This window comes from Embleya sp. NPDC025285, assembly GCF_055558835.1.
Genome location: NZ_JBVHLU010000156.1, coordinates 1 through 17,820, shown reverse-complemented (window position 1 = coordinate 17,820; position 17,820 = coordinate 1). Strand labels below are relative to the sequence as shown.

General features: G+C 71.1%; 18 protein-coding genes. 12 read left to right on the top strand and 6 right to left on the bottom strand.

What is annotated here, in order from left to right; all coding sequences use genetic code 11:
• The first annotated feature begins 166 nt into the window (after window positions 1-166).
• A complete protein-coding gene (locus ACZ4FV_RS48650) occupies window positions 167-1,027 on the top strand; it encodes a MurR/RpiR family transcriptional regulator (protein ID WP_395866375.1) in 861 nt (286 codons plus the stop codon).
• Window positions 1,028-1,161: 134 nt separating this feature from the next.
• Here ACZ4FV_RS48650 and ACZ4FV_RS48645 read toward each other — a convergent pair whose 3' ends face one another.
• On the bottom strand, window positions 1,162-1,440 hold the full coding sequence (locus tag ACZ4FV_RS48645) for a hypothetical protein (protein WP_395866373.1): 279 nt from the start codon (window positions 1,438-1,440) through the stop codon (window positions 1,162-1,164).
• 207 nt (window positions 1,441-1,647) lie between these two features.
• Between ACZ4FV_RS48645 and hutU the strand changes: the two genes are divergently transcribed.
• The 7 genes from hutU to ACZ4FV_RS48610 all read left to right on the top strand — a co-directional run bounded on the left by hutU (window position 1,648) and on the right by ACZ4FV_RS48610 (window position 10,175).
• Window positions 1,648-3,321, top strand: coding sequence for a urocanate hydratase (gene hutU, locus ACZ4FV_RS48640; protein WP_402230414.1), 1,674 nt, complete (start codon window positions 1,648-1,650; stop codon window positions 3,319-3,321).
• A 17-nt stretch (window positions 3,322-3,338) separates the two neighbouring features.
• Window positions 3,339-4,526: an allantoate amidohydrolase gene (locus tag ACZ4FV_RS48635; protein ID WP_465327652.1), complete on the top strand. Its 1,188-nt coding sequence runs from the start codon at window positions 3,339-3,341 to the stop codon at window positions 4,524-4,526.
• On the top strand, window positions 4,523-5,860 hold the full coding sequence (locus tag ACZ4FV_RS48630) for a formimidoylglutamate deiminase (RefSeq protein ID WP_395866370.1): 1,338 nt from the start codon (window positions 4,523-4,525) through the stop codon (window positions 5,858-5,860). The genes ACZ4FV_RS48635 and ACZ4FV_RS48630 overlap by 4 nt, the downstream gene beginning before the upstream one ends.
• A gap of 60 nt (window positions 5,861-5,920) precedes the next feature.
• Entirely contained in the window at window positions 5,921-7,087 is a 1,167-nt protein-coding gene (gene hutI / locus ACZ4FV_RS48625) for an imidazolonepropionase (RefSeq protein WP_395866368.1), read from the top strand.
• A gap of 208 nt (window positions 7,088-7,295) precedes the next feature.
• A complete protein-coding gene (locus ACZ4FV_RS48620) occupies window positions 7,296-8,492 on the top strand; it encodes an acyl-CoA dehydrogenase family protein (protein ID WP_402230422.1) in 1,197 nt (398 codons plus the stop codon).
• Between the two features lie 203 nt (window positions 8,493-8,695).
• A complete protein-coding gene (locus ACZ4FV_RS48615; protein ID WP_465327647.1) occupies window positions 8,696-9,577 on the top strand; it encodes an alpha/beta fold hydrolase in 882 nt (293 codons plus the stop codon).
• Between the two features lie 97 nt (window positions 9,578-9,674).
• A complete protein-coding gene (locus ACZ4FV_RS48610; RefSeq protein WP_395866362.1) occupies window positions 9,675-10,175 on the top strand; it encodes a YflT domain-containing protein in 501 nt (166 codons plus the stop codon).
• 157 nt (window positions 10,176-10,332) lie between these two features.
• Here ACZ4FV_RS48610 and corA read toward each other — a convergent pair whose 3' ends face one another.
• Window positions 10,333-11,409, bottom strand: coding sequence for a magnesium/cobalt transporter CorA (gene corA, locus ACZ4FV_RS48605; protein ID WP_395866360.1), 1,077 nt, complete (start codon window positions 11,407-11,409; stop codon window positions 10,333-10,335).
• A gap of 480 nt (window positions 11,410-11,889) precedes the next feature.
• On the opposite strand from corA, the gene ACZ4FV_RS48600 reads away from it, so the two are divergent.
• A complete protein-coding gene (locus ACZ4FV_RS48600) occupies window positions 11,890-12,498 on the top strand; it encodes a suppressor of fused domain protein (protein ID WP_395866358.1) in 609 nt (202 codons plus the stop codon).
• Window positions 12,499-12,653: 155 nt separating this feature from the next.
• Here ACZ4FV_RS48600 and ACZ4FV_RS48595 read toward each other — a convergent pair whose 3' ends face one another.
• From ACZ4FV_RS48595 to ACZ4FV_RS48580, 4 genes are all read right to left on the bottom strand, one after another.
• Window positions 12,654-13,082, bottom strand: a complete 429-nt coding sequence (locus tag ACZ4FV_RS48595; RefSeq protein WP_395866356.1) for a universal stress protein — start codon at window positions 13,080-13,082, stop codon at window positions 12,654-12,656.
• Window positions 13,083-13,161: 79 nt separating this feature from the next.
• On the bottom strand, window positions 13,162-14,337 hold the full coding sequence (locus ACZ4FV_RS48590) for an MFS transporter (RefSeq protein ID WP_465327650.1): 1,176 nt from the start codon (window positions 14,335-14,337) through the stop codon (window positions 13,162-13,164).
• A gap of 496 nt (window positions 14,338-14,833) precedes the next feature.
• Window positions 14,834-15,319, bottom strand: coding sequence for an NUDIX domain-containing protein (locus ACZ4FV_RS48585; RefSeq protein ID WP_465327645.1), 486 nt, complete (start codon window positions 15,317-15,319; stop codon window positions 14,834-14,836).
• 37 nt (window positions 15,320-15,356) lie between these two features.
• The gene (locus ACZ4FV_RS48580; protein ID WP_402230430.1) at window positions 15,357-16,712 is read right to left on the bottom strand and encodes a tetratricopeptide repeat protein; all 1,356 of its coding nucleotides are present in this window, start codon (window positions 16,710-16,712) and stop codon (window positions 15,357-15,359) included.
• A gap of 155 nt (window positions 16,713-16,867) precedes the next feature.
• On the opposite strand from ACZ4FV_RS48580, the gene ACZ4FV_RS48575 reads away from it, so the two are divergent.
• Genes ACZ4FV_RS48575 through ACZ4FV_RS48565 form a run of 3 tightly spaced genes read left to right on the top strand, consistent with a single transcriptional unit; the run spans window position 16,868 to window position 17,783 of the window.
• Window positions 16,868-17,050 (top strand): hypothetical protein, encoded by a 183-nt coding sequence (locus tag ACZ4FV_RS48575; protein WP_402230432.1) that lies wholly within the window; start codon window positions 16,868-16,870, stop codon window positions 17,048-17,050.
• Window positions 17,051-17,071: 21 nt separating this feature from the next.
• Entirely contained in the window at window positions 17,072-17,347 is a 276-nt protein-coding gene (locus ACZ4FV_RS48570) for a hypothetical protein (RefSeq protein ID WP_402230434.1), read from the top strand.
• Window positions 17,348-17,357: 10 nt separating this feature from the next.
• Window positions 17,358-17,783, top strand: a complete 426-nt coding sequence (locus ACZ4FV_RS48565; RefSeq protein ID WP_465327643.1) for a hypothetical protein — start codon at window positions 17,358-17,360, stop codon at window positions 17,781-17,783.
• The last annotated feature ends 37 nt before the right edge of the window (window positions 17,784-17,820 follow it).

Genomic DNA, 17,820 nt, shown 5'->3' with positions numbered 1-17,820 from the left:
TTGAGGGCCGAGGGGTGGGGGGGGGGGGGGGGGTTTCCCCCCCCCCCCCCCCCCCCCCCCCCCCCCCCCCCCCCCCTTCCCGCAGCGTCCGCAGCAGGCCCGCCGCACCCGGTGGGCGCGCCCGAGCGACGCGCCGGCAACGGCGACGACCCAGCAACGAGGAGACATGTCGGTGGCCGACGACGACGCGAGCCCTTCCGCCCGCCTGCTCGCCCTCTTCGAGCGCCACCGGCTCACCCCCACCCAGCGCCGGATCGCCCACTGCCTGGTCCGGCACGCGGGTGAGGCGGTGTTCCTCTCCAGCGTCGAGGTGGCCCAGCTCGCCGGGGTCAGCCAGCCCTCGGTGACCCGGTTCGCGGTCGCACTCGGCTTCGACGGCTACCCGGCACTGCGCCGACACCTGCGCGAACTCGGGCTGCCGACCACGGCCGAGTCCTCCGCCGAGGTGGACCGCAACGAGTACGTCGGCGCCGTGCACGCCGAGATCGCCAACCTGACCCGGCTCGCCGAGCAACTCGCCGACCCGGGCCCGATCGCCCGCGCCGCCGCGCTGCTCGCGCCCTCGCGCCCGCTGGTGGTGCTGGGTCTGCGGACCGGGATGGCGCCGGCGCGCGGCTTCGGCTACTTCGCGGCCAAGGTGCTGCCCGAGGTGCGGGTGCTGGACGAGGGCGGCTCGCTCCTGGTGGACCGGCTCGACCAGGCCCGCGCGGCGGGCGCCACCGGTCTGCTGTGCTTCGCGCTGCCGCGCTATCCGCGGGAGTTGGGCGAGGGCCTGCGGGTCGCGCGCGACCTGGGCCTGCGTATCGTCACCGTCACCGACAGTCCGTTCGCGCCGGCGGCGGAGCTGTCCGACGCGGTGCTGATCGCGGGCGTCGGCTCGCAGTTGGTCTTCGACTCGTACGGGGCACCGATCCTGATGGGGCAGATCCTGCTCCAGGCGATGTGCGATATCGAGCCTGCGCGGGCGCAGGCTCGACTGGAGGAGTTCGAGAAGCAGGCCGGGGAGCGTGGGCTGTTCGACGTGTGAGCCTCGCGGCGGCGGCGGCCGGGCCTGCGGCCGGCTTGTCCTCGAACGCCGGACGGGCTGATTTGCCGTGACCGGGTGCGGTGCCGGGGTCGGGTGTCGCGCCACGTCCGGGTGTCGCGCGGCGTCGGGTGGGCTCACACGCCGGGGTGGCCGCGGTGCGCCGGCATGATCGAGATGGCGCCGAGCATGGCCAGTACGCCGACGAGCGCCGCGCCGCCGGCGATCAGCGCGGTCTCCGCGTAGCGCGGGATGCTGAGCAGGAAGCCGCCGGTGCACAGCAGCGCGCCGATCATCACCACCAGGGCCACCACGCCCGGCTCGCGCCCTCGACCGCGCACCAGCATCACCAGGCCCGCGAACGCGACGAACGCGCCCAGTGCGGTGATCGCCCAGAGCACCTCCTGCAGATCCATGCCGACCGGCTACCCGGCGCCGGTCCGCGCCGACCGCCGACCGCATGAAATGGCACCGAATGGGTCAAGTCCCTCGATGTCGCGCTGCCCACAGCACCCGCTGGGCCGGCTCTCTTGGCGACGCCTTGCAGAACAGATAGATTCACTCTCGAAGCTACTGAATGTTTTCATACAGAAATCGTGCACAGGGACAGAAGGGGCGCCGCCATGTCGGACCACACCGCAGGACCGCGCGAGGTTCGCGCACCACGCGGGAGCACGCTCACCACCCGCGGCTGGCAGCAGGAGGGCGCCCTGCGGATGTTGCTGAACAACCTCGACCCCGAGGTCGCCGAGCACCCGGACAAGCTGGTCGTCTACGGCGGCACCGGCAAGGCGGCGCGCGACTGGCGCTCGTTCGAGGCGATCACCCGCACGCTGACCACGCTGAAGCAGGACGAGACGCTGCTCGTGCAGTCCGGCCGTCCGGTCGGCGTGATGCAGACCCACGAGTGGGCCCCGCGCGTGCTGATCGCCAACTCCAACCTGGTGCCCGACTGGGCCAACTGGGAGGAGTTCCGCCGGCTGGAGTCGGCCGGACTGACCATGTACGGCCAGATGACCGCCGGCTCGTGGATCTACATCGGCACCCAGGGCATCCTCCAGGGCACCTACGAGACCTTCGCCGCGGTCGCGGCCAAGCGCTTCGGCGGCACCCTCGAAGGCACCATCACACTGACCGCCGGCCTCGGCGGCATGGGCGGCGCGCAGCCGCTGGCGGTGACCATGAACGGCGGCGTGGTCATCTGTATCGACTGCGACCCCTCGCGGATCGACCGCCGGATCGAGCACGGCTACTGCGACACCCGGGTCGAGACGCTGGACGCCGCGTTGCAACTCGCGGTCGAGGCGCGCGACGCCCGCCGGCCGCTGTCCATCGGCCTGCTGGGCAACGCCGCCGAACTGGTCCCGCAGCTTCTCGCGATGGACGCCCCGATCGACATCGTCACCGACCAGACCTCGGCCCACGACCCGCTCGCCTACCTGCCGGTCGGCGTCGCGTTCGAGGACATGGCCGAGTACGCGCGCACCAAGCCCGCCGAGTTCACCGACCGCGCGCGCGAGTCGATGGCCCGCCACGTCGAGGCGATGGTCGGCTTCCAGGACAAGGGCGCCGAGGTCTTCGACTACGGCAACTCGATCCGCGGCGAAGCGCAACTGGCGGGCTACACCCGCGCGTTCGACTTCCCCGGCTTCGTCCCGGCGTACATCCGGCCGCTGTTCTGCGAGGGCAAGGGCCCGTTCCGCTGGGCCGCGCTCTCCGGGGACGCGCGCGACATCGCCAAGACCGACAAGGCCGTGCTCGACCTGTTCCCGGAGAACGAGTCGCTGGCCCGCTGGATCAAGCTCGCCCAGGAGAAGGTGCACTTCCAGGGCCTGCCCGCACGGATCTGCTGGCTGGGCTACGGCGAGCGGGACAAGGCCGGCGAGCGGTTCAACGACATGGTCGCCTCGGGCGAGTTGGCCGCACCGATCGTGATCGGCCGCGACCACCTGGACTGCGGCTCGGTGGCCAGCCCGTACCGGGAGACCGAGGGCATGCTCGACGGCTCCGACGCGATCGCCGACTGGCCGCTGCTGAACGCGATGGTCAACGTGGCTTCCGGCGCCTCGTGGGTGTCCATCCACCACGGCGGCGGGGTCGGCATCGGCCGCTCGATCCACGCCGGCCAGGTCACCGTCGCGGACGGCACGCCGCTGGCGGGCGAGAAGATCCGCCGGGTGCTCACCAACGACCCCGGCATGGGCGTGATCCGGCACGTGGACGCGGGTTACGACCACGCCGTCGACGTCGCCGACGAGCGCGGTGTGCGGGTGCCGATGCGGGAAGGCGACGCGTGAGCACCGGCTTCGAGGCGATGTGGCGCGACCTGCTTCCGGTGGGTCGCGCCACGACCGGCGGCTACCGCCGGTACGCGTGGACCGACGCGGACACCGAGTGCCGCGCCTGGTTCCGCGAACAGGCCCAGAGCCGGAACCTGATCTACGAGGAGGACCGCAACGGCAACCAGTGGGCGTGGACCGCGCCCGGCGCCGACGCGATCGTGATCGGCAGCCACCTGGACTCGGTGCCGGACGGCGGCGCCTACGACGGACCGCTCGGCGTGGTCTCCTCGTTCGCCGCGCTCGACCTGCTGCGCGAGCGCGGCGCCGACCCGGAGCGGCCGCTGGGCATCGTCAACTTCGCCGACGAGGAGGGCGCCCGGTTCAACGTCGCGTGTGTCGGATCCCGGTTGTCCGCCGGGGTGCTGACGCCGGATCAGGCACGTGCGCTGAAGGACGCCGACGGCGTCTTCCTGGGCGACGCGATGGAGCGCGCCGGTGTCGACCCGGCCGGGATCGGCGCCGACCCGGAGCGGCTGGGCCGCATCCGCGCGTTCGTCGAACTGCACGTCGAGCAGGGCCGCGACCTGGTGCACCGCGACCGCGCGGTGGGCGTGGCCTCGGCGATCTGGCCGCACGGACGCTGGCGGTTCGACTTCCGAGGCGAGGCCAACCACGCGGGCACCACCCGCCTGGAGGACCGGCACGACCCGATGCTGACCTACGCCAACACCGTGCTCGCGGCCCGCAAGAAGGCCCACCTCGCCGGTGCGCTGGCCACCTTCGGCAAGGTCGACGCGCGGCCCGGCGCGGCCAACGCGATCGCTTCCGAGGTGCGCGGCTGGCTCGACTCGCGGGCCGCCGACGAGCGCACGCTGGACGACCTGGTCGCGGAGATCATCCGGACCGCCGGCGAGCGTGGCGACCGGGACGGGGTCGGCGTACAGGTCACCCGCGAGTCCTTCACCCCGGTCGTCGAGTTCGAGGGCCCGCTGCGCGACCGGATCGCCAAGCACCTCGGAGGTGCGCCGATCCTGCCCACCGGCGCCGGACACGACGCGGGCATCCTGTCCGCGCGCCTGCCCACCGCGATGTTGTTCGTCCGCAACCCGACCGGCGTGTCGCACTCGCCGGCGGAGAGCGCCGAGATGGTGGACTGCCTTGCGGGCGTCACGGCGCTCGCCGACGTGGTGACCGACCTGATCAGCGAGGACCTCGGGTGAGCGAGTACTGGTGTGAACTGGTGCAGACCCGCACCGGGATCGAACGCGACGCGCTGCTCGTGGTCGAGGACGGCCGGATCGCATCGGTCACCCCCGACCGCCCGGCGCCGGGCGGCGCCTGCGTGCTGCCCGGGTTGACCATCCCGGGCCTGGCCAACGTCCACTCGCACGCCTTCCACCGGGCACTGCGCGGACGCACCCAGACCGGCACCGGCACGTTCTGGACCTGGCGCGACCAGATGTACCAGGCGGCCGGCCGGCTGGACCCGGACAGCTACCTCGCGCTCGCGCGCGCGGTGTACGCGGAGATGGCGCTCGCCGGGATCACCTCCGTCGGCGAGTTCCACTACCTGCACCACGGTCCGGACGGCACGCCGTACGACGACCCCAACGCGATGGGCCACGCGCTGATCGAGGCGGCCCGCGAGGCCGGCGTCCGGATCACCCTGCTGGACACCTGCTACCTGCACGGCGGCCTCACCGCCGACGGCTACCGGCCGCTGGAAGGCGTGCAGCGCCGATTCGGCGACGGCAGCTCGGACGCCTGGTACGAGCGCTGGGGCGCGCTGCGCGGCGACGACAACACCCGGATCGGCGCGGCCATCCACTCGGTCCGGGCGTTCGACACCAAGGACGGCTACGCGACCTGGGCCGCGCGTACCGAGGGTGTCCCGGTGCACGTGCACCTGTCCGAACAGCCCGCCGAGAACGCGGCGTGCGTCGCGCACCACGGGCTAACCCCCACCGGGCTGCTGGACGCGCACGGCTTCTGGAGCGCGAACGCGACGGCGGTGCACGCGACCCACCTCACCGACGCCGACATCGCCGCGCTGGCCCGGGCCGAAGCCGGCGTGTGCTTCTGCCCGACCACCGAACGCGACCTCGCCGACGGCATCGGCCCGGCCGGCGAGCTGGCCCGGGCCGGTGTGCCGCTGTCCCTGGGCAGCGACAGCCAGGCGGTGATCGACCTGTTCGAGGAGGCCCGCGCGGTCGAACTCGACGAGCGGCTGCGCACCGGCCGGCGCGGCCACTTCACCTCCGCCGCGCTGCTCGCGTACGCCACCGGCACCGGCCACCGCGCGCTCGGTTGGCCGGACGCCGGCCGGATCGAACCGGGCGCCCTCGCCGACCTGACCACGATCGGCCTGGACTCGGTCCGACTGGCGGGCACCGTCCCGCGGCTGGCCACCGAGGCGGCGGTGTTCGCGGCCACCGCGAGCGACGTCACGCACGTCATGGTCGGCGGACGCACCATCGTCCGCGACGGCGTGCATCAGCTCGTGGAGGCGGTGCCGCAGGCGTTGGGCACGGCCATCCACGGCCTGTTCGGCTGATCCGCGGCCGTTCCGCCCGGAGCGGCCGCTCCCCCTCGAACCGGAAGGGACCACTCGCGCGTGGCCACCACCCTGATCACCAACATCGGCTCGCTGGTCACCAACGACCCCGACCTCGGCACCGGCCCGCTCGGCCTGATCCAGGACGCGGCTCTCGTGCTCGACGGCGACCGGGTCACGTGGGTGGGGGCCGCCGCGGGTGCCCCGGACGCCGACACCCGCCACGATGCCGAGGGACGCGCGGTGCATCCCGGCTTCGTCGACTCGCACGCGCACCTGGTGTTCGCGGGCGACCGCACCGCCGAGTTCGACGCGCGGATGTCCGGACAGGCCTACCGGGCGGGCGGCATCCGCACCACGGTGGCCGCCACCCGCGCCGCGAGCGACGAACACCTCGCCGCGAACGCCGCGCGGCTGATCGAGGAGGCGGCCCGCCAGGGCACCACCACGATCGAGATCAAGTCCGGCTACGGCCTCACCGTCGCGGACGAGGAACGCGCGCTGCGGATCGCGTCCGCGTTCACCCCCGAGACCACCTACCTGGGCGCGCACATCGTCGCGCCGGAGTACGCGGACGACGTGGCCGGCTACGTCGACCTGGTCACCGGCCCGATGCTCGACGCGTGCGCCCCGCACGCCCGCTGGGTGGACGTGTTCTGCGAACGCGGCGCGTTCGACGGCGACCAGGCCCGGGCGATCCTGAAGGCCGGCGCCGCCCGGGGCCTGATCCCGCGCGTGCACGCCAACCAGCTCGGACACGGGCCCGGCGTACAGCTCGCGGTGGAACTCGGCGCGGCCTCGGCCGACCACTGCACCCACCTCACCGACGCCGACGTGGACGCGCTGGCCGGTGGCGACACGGTCGCCACGCTGCTCCCGGGCGCCGAGTTCTCCACCCGCGCGGTCTACCCCGACGCCCGCCGGCTGTTCGCCGCCGGCGTCGACGTCGCGCTGTCCACCGACTGCAACCCCGGATCGAGCTACACCACCTCGATGCCGTTCTGCGTGGCGCTCGCGGTCCGCGACATGGGCATGACGCCGGACCAGGCGCTGTACGCGGCGACGGCCGGCGGCGCCCGCGCGCTGCGCCGCGAGGATGTGGGCGTACTGCGTGCGGGTGCGCGCGCCGACGTGGTCGAACTCGACGCGCCCTCGCACGTACACCTGGCCTACCGGCCCGGGGTGCCGCTGGTGCGCGGGGTGTGGCGCGCCGGAGTGCGGGTCTGACCGGCGGTAATCGTCGGGGCACGGGTGAGGGTGCTGTCCGGGGCACCCGTCCGACAGACCGTTCGAAATCGACGTGCCCGCGTTACGGACCCCCTCTGTCGCGACCCGCCGCGCTCGTGGATACTCCCCGGTAACTCTCTCAACCAGAAGCGTGGCCGGGACCCCGGTGGTGGGGCCCGGACATGCGCAGACGGAAGGAGCGCCGCCCATGGGCCGCCTCGCACAGACCGACGGACTCACCGATGTCCAGCGGGAGATCCTCGCCACCGTGCGCACCTTCGTGGACAAGGAGATCATTCCGGTCGCCACGGAGCTTGAACACCGGGACGAGTATCCGGCGGAGATCGTCGAGGGCATGAAGGCCATGGGCCTGTTCGGTCTGATGATCCCGGAGGAGTACGGCGGCCTCGGCGAGTCGCTGCTGACCTACGCGCTCGTGGTCGAGGAGATCGCGCGCGGCTGGATGAGCGTGTCCGGCATCATCAACACGCACTTCATCGTCGCGTACATGATCAAGCAGCACGGCACGGACGAGCAGAAGGCCTACTACCTGCCGAAGATGGCCGAGGGCGAGATCCGCGGCGCGTTCTCGATGTCCGAGCCGCACTGCGGGTCGGACGTCTCGGCGATCCGCACCAAGGCGGTGCCGGACGGCGAGTTCTACGTGCTCAATGGCCAGAAGATGTGGCTCACCAACGGCGGCAGCGCCAACCTGGTCGCGGTGCTCACCAAGACCGAGCTGGGCGAGGAGTCGGTCTACCGGAACATGACCACGTTCCTGATCGACAAGGAGTCCGGCTTCGGCGAGACCCGTCCGGGCCTGACCATCCCCGGCAAGATCGACAAGATGGGCTACAAGGGCGTCGACACCACCGAGATGGTGCTCGACAACTGTCGCGTGCCGGCCGACCGGATCCTGGGTGGGGTGCCCGGCAAGGGCTTCTACCAGATGATGGACGGCGTCGAGGTGGGCCGGGTGAACGTGGCCGCGCGCGGCTGCGGGGTCGCACATCGCGCGTTCGAGCTGGGCATCCGGTACGCGCAGCAGCGGGAGACCTTCGGCAAGCCGCTGACCGGCCACCAGGCGATCCAGTTCAAGCTGGCCGAGATGGCGACCAAGGTCGAGGCCGCGCACACGATGATGGTCAACGCGGCACGCAAGAAGGACGCGGGCGAGCGCAACGACCTCGAGGCGGGGATGGCCAAGTACCTGGCCTCCGAGTACTGCAAGGAAGTCGTCGAGGACGCGTTCCGGATCCACGGCGGGTACGGGTTCTCGCGCGAGTTCGAAATCGAGCGCCTCTACCGCGAGGCCCCGATGTTGCTGATCGGCGAAGGTACGGCCGAGATCCAGAAGATGATCATCGGGCGGCGCCTGCTGGAGGACTACAAGCTCAAGGGCTGAGGCTCGGGTGCCGTCGCAGCCCGCCCGCGAATCCTCGGGGCGGGCCGCGACGCGTGCCCAGTCGGCGACGGAGAACGGCGCGTGCGACCAACCGGGTCCGGTATCGGCTCGGTCGGCGTAGTGGTCGCGTCGTTGCGGGGCGGGGGTCGGGTGGCGACCGATGATGGCGAAACGTGTAACCGCCAGTGATCGGGGAGCCCACCATGGCCGCGAGACGCCCGGTACCGGTACCGCCCGGCACATTCGTCCGGATCGACGGGACCGCCGTGCACGTGGTGCGTGAGGGCACCGGACCGGTGGTGATCGCCACCAGCGGGCTCGGCGGCGCGTGGTTCGACTGGGATCCGGTGGTGCCGCTGCTCACCGCCGACTGCATGGTGGTGCGGTTCGACCGGCCGGGCCTGGGCTACTCCGAGCCGGACCCGCGACCGCCCACCCTGGTGGGCGAGGCCGAGCGGATCGCCGCGCTGGCCGACGCGCTCGCGCTGCCCGGTCCGTACGTCCTGCTCGCCCACTCGCTCGGCGCGTTCCACGTCGAGGGCTTCGCGCGGCTGTTTCCCGAGCGCATCGCCGGACTCGTGCTGGTGGACCCGAGCAACGAGGACAAGCCCAGGTCTCGACCCGCCCGCCGGGCCCGGGTACGGGCCGCGCGGATGGCCGGGGGAGCGATGCGGGTCAGTGGGCTGGCCCGGGCGATCGGCCCCGCCGCGCGCCGGTCGATCCTGTTCACCCAGTCGCGCCGGCATCGCGACGTGGCGGACGCGCGCTGGGTGCGCGGCAGTTACGGATCGGGCCGGTTCTTCGCGACCGCGCTGACCGAGAACGCCACCTACTTCGACGTCGCCGCCGAGCTCGCCGACCTGCGCCGGGTCGCACCGCTGCCGGACGTGCCGCTGCGGGTGCTGGCCGCCGCCGGCGGCTACGAGAGTCTGGCTGCGCGGGCCCGCTGGGTGCGCGCGCTGCGCACGCTGGCGAACCTGTCCCCGCGCGGGCGCTGCGACGTGCTGGACGACTCCGCGCACTTCGTGATGCTGGACCGCCCGGACGCGGTGGCCGACGCGGTGCACGAGGTGTTGTCGGGTTGATCGGTTTTCGCCGGATTGGTCACGTGTTGTGACCAATCCGGTGGGTACACGCATCGGGTCGAACAACCACCCGGCATCGATGCGAGGCGGCACACCCATGTTCGGTCAGCAGAACCTTCCCCCGGGCGCCGGCGCGCCCGGCCCCGACCTCGCCAACACCGGCCAGGTGATCGCGTCGTACACGAACTACGCGGGTGCCCAGCGTGCGGTCGACTACCTCTCCGACAACGAGTTCCCGGTGGAGAACACCGCGATCGTCGGCGCCGACCTGCGGATGGTCGAGAACGTGCTCGGCCGGCTCACCGCGGGCAAGGCGGCGGCGTCCGGCGCGGCCAGCGGCGCGTGGTTCGGTCTGATGATCGGACTGTTCCTGGGCATCTTCGCGGTCCGCGCGCACGGGTGGCTCTGGCTGGTGCTGATGGGCCTGGTCTGGGGCATCGCGGCGGGCGCGCTGTTCGGCTGGCTGGGATACAAGGCCCTGGGCGGGCGCCGGGACTTCGTCTCCACGAGCCAGATCGTGGCCTCCCGCTACGACGTGGTGGTGCGTCCGGACCTGGCCGAGCGGGCCCGCAATCTGGTGGGCCGGCTCGACCTGTAGAGGTGCGTCCGTCCGGGTGGCCTCCCGGACGGACGCGCGTGGCCGCCGCGTCCGCGCGCGGCCGATGTACGTGTGCGGGCGGTGTGTACATGCGGCGCGGGCGGCGTATGCGGGCGGTGTGTGCGTGCGGCGCGTACGTGCGGCGCGTACGTGCGCGTTACAACCACCCGTTGCGGCGGAAGCCCCGGTGCATGAGCGTGCACACGACGACGATCACCGACAGCGTCATCGGGTAGCCGTACCGCCACTTCAGTTCCGGCATGTGCTCGAAGTTCATTCCGTACACGCCGGCCAGCATCGTGGGCACCGCGAAGATCGCCACCCACGCGGAGATCTTGCGCATGTCCTCGTTCTGCGCGACGGTCACCTGCGCGAGATTGGCCTGCAGGATCGAGGTCAGCAGTTCGTCGAACGAGGCCACCTGCTCGCCGACGCGCGACAGGTGGTCCTCGACGTCGCGGAAGTACTCGCGGATGTCCGGGTGCACCTGGCGCATCGGGCGCTCGGCCAGCGCGTGCAGCGGGCGGGCCAACGGTGCGACGGCGCGCTTGAGTTCGAGCAGTTCGCGCTTGAGCTGGTAGATCCGACCCGCGTCGCCCGCACCGCCGCCGCCGAACACGTCGTTCTCGACCTGGTCGATGTCGTCCTGGATGAGCTGGGCGACGTCGAGGTAGGTGTCCACCACCCGGTCGGCGACGGCGTGCAGCACCGCCGAGGGCCCGGCGGCGAGCAGTTCGCCGCCGTCCTCCAGCCGACAACGCAGGTCGGCGAGCGCGCCGTGCCGGCCGTGCCGCACGGTGACCACGAAGTCGTTGCCGAGGAAGACCATGATCTCGCCGGTCTCGACGATCTCGCTGGTCGCGGAGAGCTGCTCGTGCTCGACGTAGGTCACCGTCTTGAACACCGCGAACAGGGTGTCGTCGTAGCGCTCCAGCTTGGGCCGCTGGTGCGCGTGCACGGCGTCCTCGACGGCGAGCGGGTGCAGCCCGAACCGCTCGGCGATACCGGACAGTTCGAGCGCGCTGGGCTCGTGCAGGCCGATCCAGACGAAGCCGCCGCCGGTGCGCACCTCGTGGATGGCCGAGTCGGGGTTCGCGTACCCGTCCAGGCGCCGGCCGTCGCGGTACACGGCGCAATCCACCACACAGTTCCCGGTCGTCACGGGCGTGGTGGACGGCAGGGGGGTGCGGCGGTACGGGCGGACTGCGGCGCGGAGGTCGCGGATCATCGACATGACGGGTCTCCTGCACTGACCGGCACGCGCCGACGCCGCCACGCCGCGGCGGGAAGGCCGCGGGGAGCGTCGACACGGGCAAGCGGAACGAATCACCGAAAGAACGGCAAAAGATCCTGACGCCCCGTCACGGAGGAAATTCGGAGATCGGGCACCGGGTCGTGATGCGCCGGCCGGTACTCGGCGAAAGTCTCGGAAACCCTCAGAAAGGGCGGGGCGTGCGACTGGATCGGGGAAGATCGGGTGAGCCGCCGGTACTGCACGGTGTGCTGGTATGCACCACGATCACCTCCCACGGCCGGTCCCCGCTGGGGGAAAGCCTCCGCTCGTCGACCGGGTGGGTCGAGGCGAGGGCGAGTCCGTCATCCGATGGCGCGCGAGGATGTCCACATCCTCGGGCCGACTACGTAGAGTACACCAGGGCGCCGGCTGCAATGGCCGGTATGCGAAAGGCTCCTGACGGCGAATTAGCATGCGGGCATGTTCGACTTCACGCCGGGACCCGAGCCGGTCGACCCCACCCCGCAGGTCGAGGCGCATCTGACGGCCGCGTTCGGCGAGCCGACCGGCCGAGCCGGGGTCACCTTCGTCGGCGCGGATCGCATCGAGGTGCTGCGCTTCGGTCCCGACGCGGGCGGCGTGGTCCGGTACGCGACGCTGGGCATGTCCCGGGCCCCGATGGCCGATCCGGCGGCGGTGCTGGCCGATCCGATCGCGGGCCCGCGGGCCGAGTTGGTGCTCTCGGTGCGCGGCGGGCACGACTCGGTGTTGCGGCCGTTGGCCGTGCTGGGCGCGACCCCGCAGGTGGAGGGCCTGGTGATCGCGCCCGGCGCGTCGCTCGACCTGGGCGGCCCGCTGTGGGACGGCGCCGGCTTCCACGCGGTGCTGGTCGCCGAGCCCGGCGGCCTGTTGGCCGACCTGCCGCTGCCCGAACCCGCCGACGCGGTCCGCTTCTTCCCGCTGCTGCCGATGACTCCGGCCGAGGCCGCCTGGAAGCGGGCCCAGGGCGCGGAGGCGCTCCAGGAGAAGTGGCTGCGCGCGGGAACGGACCTGCGTGATCCGAACCGGCGTGCGGTGCCGCTGGGTTGAGGGGCGGGTTGGTGTGTTCGGGGCCGCCGGCCACGGGGGTCTCGTGGGGGAGATTCCTCGGGGGCCGGCGGCCTTTTCGGGTGCGGGCACGTGCGCTTTCCGGGTGCTTTCCGGGTGTGCGTGCGCTTTTCGGGCGTGCTTCTCGGGTGGGTGGATTACGGGATCAGTAGGACCGGGCACGCCGAGCGGTGGGCGACCGCGTCGCTGACGCTGCCCAGGAACAGGCTCGCCACGCCGCCGTGTCGGCGGGCGCCGAGCACGAGCAGGTCGGCGTCGAACGCGCGGGCCTGGTCCAGGACCGCGTTGGGCACGTCGCCGCGAACGGTTTCCTCGGTCCAGCCCTCGACGTTGGTCACGCCGGCCGCCTTGAGCGTGTCGACGGCGGTGGTGACCACCTTGACCGCCGCGTCGGCGGTCTCGTCCTCGACGACGCCGCCCACTCCGCCGCCGTCCACCACGTCCAGGGTCTGTACGTGCAGGACGCGGACGGCGGCGCCGCCGGCGGTCGCCAGTCGAGCGGTGTGCGCCAGGACTTCGTCGGCCTCGGGCGTGGAGTCCACCGCGACCAGAATCCGCTCGTACATGTCGTGCACTTCCTTTTCCGCAGATTTTATGGATATCGAACTATTTGTACTCGCTCGGCCGAGTCGGGTTGTGGCCGGGTCAGGCGGCTGCCGGGACCGGCTGTGGCGCACGCACCGCCGCGGTGTCGTGGTGGTCGACCGCGGCCAGCGTGCGGCGTGCGCCGAACAGCACCGCGGCGGCGACCAGGCAGGTCACGCCGGCGACCAGGAACGGCACGTGCACGTTGAAGTGCTCCTCCAGCTTCGGCGCCAGGAACGGCGCGGCCGCGGCGGCGAACCAGCGGACGAAGTTGTACCCCGCGCTCGCCACGGGTCGCGGCGAGTCCGAGACTTCGAGCGCCATCTCGGTGAACACGGTGTTATTGATACCGATGAAGGCTCCCGAAACGATGACACCGGTCACAATGACGGCCTTCGACCCGTACGCGAGCACGCCGAGGTCGACGGCGAACAGGAGCAGGCTCACGGCGGCCACGTTCGCGGAGCCGAACCGGGCCTGGAGTCGAGGGGCGACCAGGACCGAGCAGACGGCGAGCAGGACGCCCCAGCCGAAGAACACCGCGCCGCTGCGGTAGGGGCTCATGTTCAGCACGAACGGGGTGAACGCGAGCACGGTGAAGAAGCCGTAGTTGTAGAAGAACGCGCCTGCGGCGGTGGTCGCGAGGCCCTTGTGGCCGAGCGCCTTGAGCGGGTCGAGCAGGCCGACCTTGCGGGCGGGCCTGGGTTGTTCCCGGAGTAGGGCGACGATCAGCGCGAAGCCGATCGCCATCAGCGCGGCGGTGCCGTAGAACGGGTAGCGCCAACTGGCGTCGCCGAGCACCGCGCCCAGCAGCGGGCCGCATGCCATGCCGAGGCCGAGCGCCGATTCGTAGAGCAGGATCGCGGCGGACGAACCACCGCTCGCGGCGCCGACGATCACGGCCAGCGAGGTGGACACGAACAGCGCGTTGCCCAGGCCCCAGCCGGCTCGGAAGCCGACCAGTTCGCCGACGGATCCGGAGGTGCCGGCGAGTCCGGCGAAGAGCACGACGAGGGCGAGGCCGAGCAGGAGCGTACGTCGGCCACCGATTCGGCTGGAGACGAAGCCGGTGACCAGCATGGCCACGGCGGTGATCAGAAAGTAGCTGGTGAACAGCAGCGACACCTGGCTCGGGGACGCGTCCAGCCCCTTGGCGATCGAGGGCAGGATCGGATCGACCAGGCCGATCCCCATGAACGCGACCACGGCCGCGAACGCGGTGGCCCACACGGCCATCGGTTGTTTGAGGATGCGACCTTGCTCGGGGGCGTGTTCGGGGGTGTTTTCGGGGGCGTGCTCGGGGGTGTTTTCGGGGGTGTGCTCGGCCTGGGTATTGCCCCGGGTCTGCCCGCCGTCGGAAAGGGACCGCATGCGAGACCTCCGCACTCTTTGTTCGACGCGCGCTGTTGCGCGTTGCGCCGCGAGCCTGTTCTTGCTTAGTTAGCTTCGCTAATAAATGTAGCCTACATGTATATGAGTGGCAAGGGTTCTCGAATCGAGCCGGGGAGAGGGGTCGAGGGGTCAGTCGGGCGGGTCGCATGAGCCGGCGAGGTCTCCGGGGCCGGTCGCACGTCTGCTCCGCAGCCGGGGTCGGGCCGCTCGCTCCGCGCCGGGACGCCCGTCCGCTACGCGGCCGACACGGCAACCGGTCCGGCGCGGGTGCGGTGTGGGGCGGCGGCGCGCGGGGTGCGGGTCGGCCGGTCGGCTTGCGGGAGCGGGCAAGCGAACGGCTTCATGTGCCGTCCCACCCGTCGATGGCCACCTCGGGGCGCTCACCCGCGAGGTACCGCTCCAACGCGTGCAGGGTCGACGGAACGAAGTCGGCCGGCAGGTCGTCGGTGTCGACCCAGGCCACGGCCGAGTGCTTGCCCGGCTCGGCGTTGACCGCTTCGCCGTCCCACTCCTCCGCAGCGAAGACCAGCACGACGAACCCCTCCGGCGCCTCCGGGCTGTCCGCGCTGTGCGTCACATGGGCAAGACGCAACGCCTGCGGTTTGACCTCCAGGCCTGTCTCTTCACGGAGTTCGCGAACGGCCGTGTGCGTGATGGGTTCCCCGGGCGCTCCTTTGCCGCTGGGCAGACTCCACATCCCGGGCGCGAACGCCTTTTTGTTGTCCCGACGCAGGAGTACGACTCGCTTGTTCGCCCGATCATGCACGATGACCGAGACGGCGAGCATGACCATCAGATGCGGCTCACGGCGGAACTCGTCAGGCACGTGCGCCTCCTTCCTCGTGACGTCGGCGTCGAACCGATCACATGGCGAGCAGACCCCGCGCACGTTCGTCGAGGTTGGCTGCGCCTGGAACTCGTCGCCGCTTATAGGTCGTGAGGGTACGCCGCATGGCTGCGACCGCTTCGCGATGCCTTGATGATGCGACGCCACCGAGGTGGTCCATCGCCTCGCCCCACGTGGCGACGGCCTCATCCGCTCGGACCTGTGAGGCGAGCGAGACCCCCAGATCGACGAAGGTGAGGGCGTGAATGCGGCGGAAAGCCTCTGGATCGCGCTCGGACAGGGCGGCTCGGTAGTGCCGTTCCGTGTTGCGGTGATCACCCAGGTCCCTGAGGGTCCTCGCAGTTTGACTGGCTACGGTGCCCGAAGCCGGGCCGGTTGCCGTGGCGTAGGACGGAGTCGGCTCGTCTGTGCGGGCTACGGCGTCGGCCGCGTGAAGGAGCGCCCGCGCGGCCTCGGTGGGTCGGCCGGAGGCGGCACAGGCACGCGCGCGCGTTACCCACAGGACGGCCTCCATGCCCCCGCCAACGCGCCCCGATGCCCGCCGCAGTGCCTCATCCGTCAGTTCCAGGCAGTAATCGGCGTGCTCGAGATGAAGTGCTTGATGTGCCAGTACGCGCAGCATCCACGCACTGTGACCGAGCGGGTCCGCCTCATGGGCGAGCTGATAGGCAGTGAGGTAGTAGCGTTGCGCGGCTCCCTCGCTGCCAAGGTCGTGAAATTTCCAGCCCGCGAGATAGGCGAGTTCGGCAACCGCTCCGAAGGCGTCGCGCCGCACGACCTCGGAGGGGAACCGCCCGGACAACAGCGGGGCGGCGGTATCGGCAAGGTAAGCCATCACCGTGGTCAGGCCATGGCCTCCGCCATGACGTTCGTCTGCGGCACCGAGTGCAGCGGTGACGTGCCGGATGGTGGCAACCTCCTCGGCGCCGATTGTGGTGCCTGGTCGGCGGGCCCGCAGCATGCGCGACACGGCATCGTGGTCGTAGGACAGCGGCGCGCCGATCGAGCCAACCGTGAACGCCGCCACGCTGAGGAAACTGTCCCGCCGCATCCCCGCACGGCCGAGATCTGCGGCAGCCGTGATCGGATCGACCATAAGCGGGTGAGAGTCCTCGGCCTGCGCAAGTCCGATCTCGACCAGGGTGACCGTCCGCCCAATGCGTCTGGACAGCGCTTCCGCAAGGTATCGCCGAGTTCTGTTGCCCGGCTGCACACCGGATGTCCAATGCGCAATGGCTGACTTGTTGGTGTGCAGAACTTCGCCGTTCTCGGCCGCAATCGCCCGCACTGCACGCGCGAGCCGGTCGTACGTCCAGCCCGACTGGGCGATCACGTCCACGAGGGCCGTGTTCGGTGTACGTGCGTTTGCCATGGCTCCCTGAATTCTGGGCTTAAACCCGTTAAACCGCGTGCGATCCCCATCGCGGTACCGACGAAGAGTGAAATTCAGTTGACTGATTGTCACGCCGTCGACGGGCGCGGGGCAGGCCAAACGTGAGATCAGTACCTCATTGTCAGGAGAGACCCATGGGTGTGCGAGAGGGCGAGAGCCGGATGACCATGCGCGTCTACCGCCTCTACCCCGGTGGTGAACGCGAGGACATCAAGCCTCGCGAGGACTTCGAACTGGGCGACGCTTCAAGGTCGTTGCCCCAACTGCGAAACGGCGAGCAGAGCGAGTTGCCGATGCCGTGGCCGAAGCCGTACTGACGACAACCGGAGGCAAGAGGCATGTTCACGACCGACACCGCACGCTCGGCTGCCGTGACCGGCGCGGTGGACTGGACCTTGGTCCGGATCGCGCGATGGGGAGTGCGCCATTACGGCAAGTTGTTCCGCGATCCGTATCGGGGAACCGTCGGCCGCCTTCGCGAAGTCGAGGGTCTCCTGGCCGTGCTGCGGACCCGGCAGGGGCTGGAAGTCGCCTGCTCCGTGCGGCACTTGGTGGATGCCGCCGTCGGTGACGCGGCCCGCACGGTGTTGGCCCCATGCGGCGAGGGCGGGTGACGTCGTGCGCATGGAGGAGACCACCGAAGCGGACAGGATGGCCGGGCGAGTCCTGGCATATCGCTACCTCGGGGCGCTGGTGCACGAGGACGTGCGCGGGCCCACCGGGCGCGAAGGCGAACTGACGGCCGTCGACGGTCGACAGGCATGGGTGCGAACCCGAAGCGGAATCGAATTCGTCGTACCGGTGCGCCGGTTGGTGATCGACACGTTGCCCGCGCCACGTGCGGGACAACCGGTGCGCAACCGCGACACCAAGGACCCGGTCGGCATCTACCTGTGCGTCCTTCCCGGACCGGACGGCCCGAGCGCGGTCGTACAGCGTTGCGACGGCACGCCGACCCGGGTCGGCGATCCGGACGACCTGGTGCCCGACTACCCCGTTACCTTTTCCGTGGCCCTGAAACGGGGCTCCTGGCCTCCGGGTCCGGCATGACTTCTACCCCCTGTCGAACGCATGACCTGGGGGGTGG

Bases quoted from the DNA above. Each gene is read 5' to 3' on its own strand.
- ACZ4FV_RS48610 (WP_395866362.1), top strand. From the start codon at position 9,675: ATGTTCGGTCAGCAGAACCTTCCCCCGGGCGCCGGCGCGCCCGGCCCC.
- hutU (WP_402230414.1), top strand. From the start codon at position 1,648: ATGTCGGACCACACCGCAGGACCGCGCGAGGTTCGCGCACCACGCGGG.
- ACZ4FV_RS48650 (WP_395866375.1), top strand. From the start codon at position 167: ATGTCGGTGGCCGACGACGACGCGAGCCCTTCCGCCCGCCTGCTCGCC.
- ACZ4FV_RS48575 (WP_402230432.1), top strand. From the start codon at position 16,868: ATGGGTGTGCGAGAGGGCGAGAGCCGGATGACCATGCGCGTCTACCGC.
- ACZ4FV_RS48590 (WP_465327650.1), bottom strand. From the start codon at position 14,337: ATGGCCGTGTGGGCCACCGCGTTCGCGGCCGTGGTCGCGTTCATGGGG.
- ACZ4FV_RS48645 (WP_395866373.1), bottom strand. From the start codon at position 1,440: ATGGATCTGCAGGAGGTGCTCTGGGCGATCACCGCACTGGGCGCGTTC.
- ACZ4FV_RS48635 (WP_465327652.1), top strand. From the start codon at position 3,339: ATGTGGCGCGACCTGCTTCCGGTGGGTCGCGCCACGACCGGCGGCTAC.
- corA (WP_395866360.1), bottom strand. From the start codon at position 11,409: ATGTCGATGATCCGCGACCTCCGCGCCGCAGTCCGCCCGTACCGCCGC.
- ACZ4FV_RS48620 (WP_402230422.1), top strand. From the start codon at position 7,296: ATGGGCCGCCTCGCACAGACCGACGGACTCACCGATGTCCAGCGGGAG.
- ACZ4FV_RS48565 (WP_465327643.1), top strand. From the start codon at position 17,358: ATGGAGGAGACCACCGAAGCGGACAGGATGGCCGGGCGAGTCCTGGCA.
- ACZ4FV_RS48580 (WP_402230430.1), bottom strand. From the start codon at position 16,712: ATGGCAAACGCACGTACACCGAACACGGCCCTCGTGGACGTGATCGCC.
- ACZ4FV_RS48570 (WP_402230434.1), top strand. From the start codon at position 17,072: ATGTTCACGACCGACACCGCACGCTCGGCTGCCGTGACCGGCGCGGTG.
- ACZ4FV_RS48600 (WP_395866358.1), top strand. From the start codon at position 11,890: ATGTTCGACTTCACGCCGGGACCCGAGCCGGTCGACCCCACCCCGCAG.
- ACZ4FV_RS48595 (WP_395866356.1), bottom strand. From the start codon at position 13,082: ATGTACGAGCGGATTCTGGTCGCGGTGGACTCCACGCCCGAGGCCGAC.
- ACZ4FV_RS48615 (WP_465327647.1), top strand. From the start codon at position 8,696: ATGGCCGCGAGACGCCCGGTACCGGTACCGCCCGGCACATTCGTCCGG.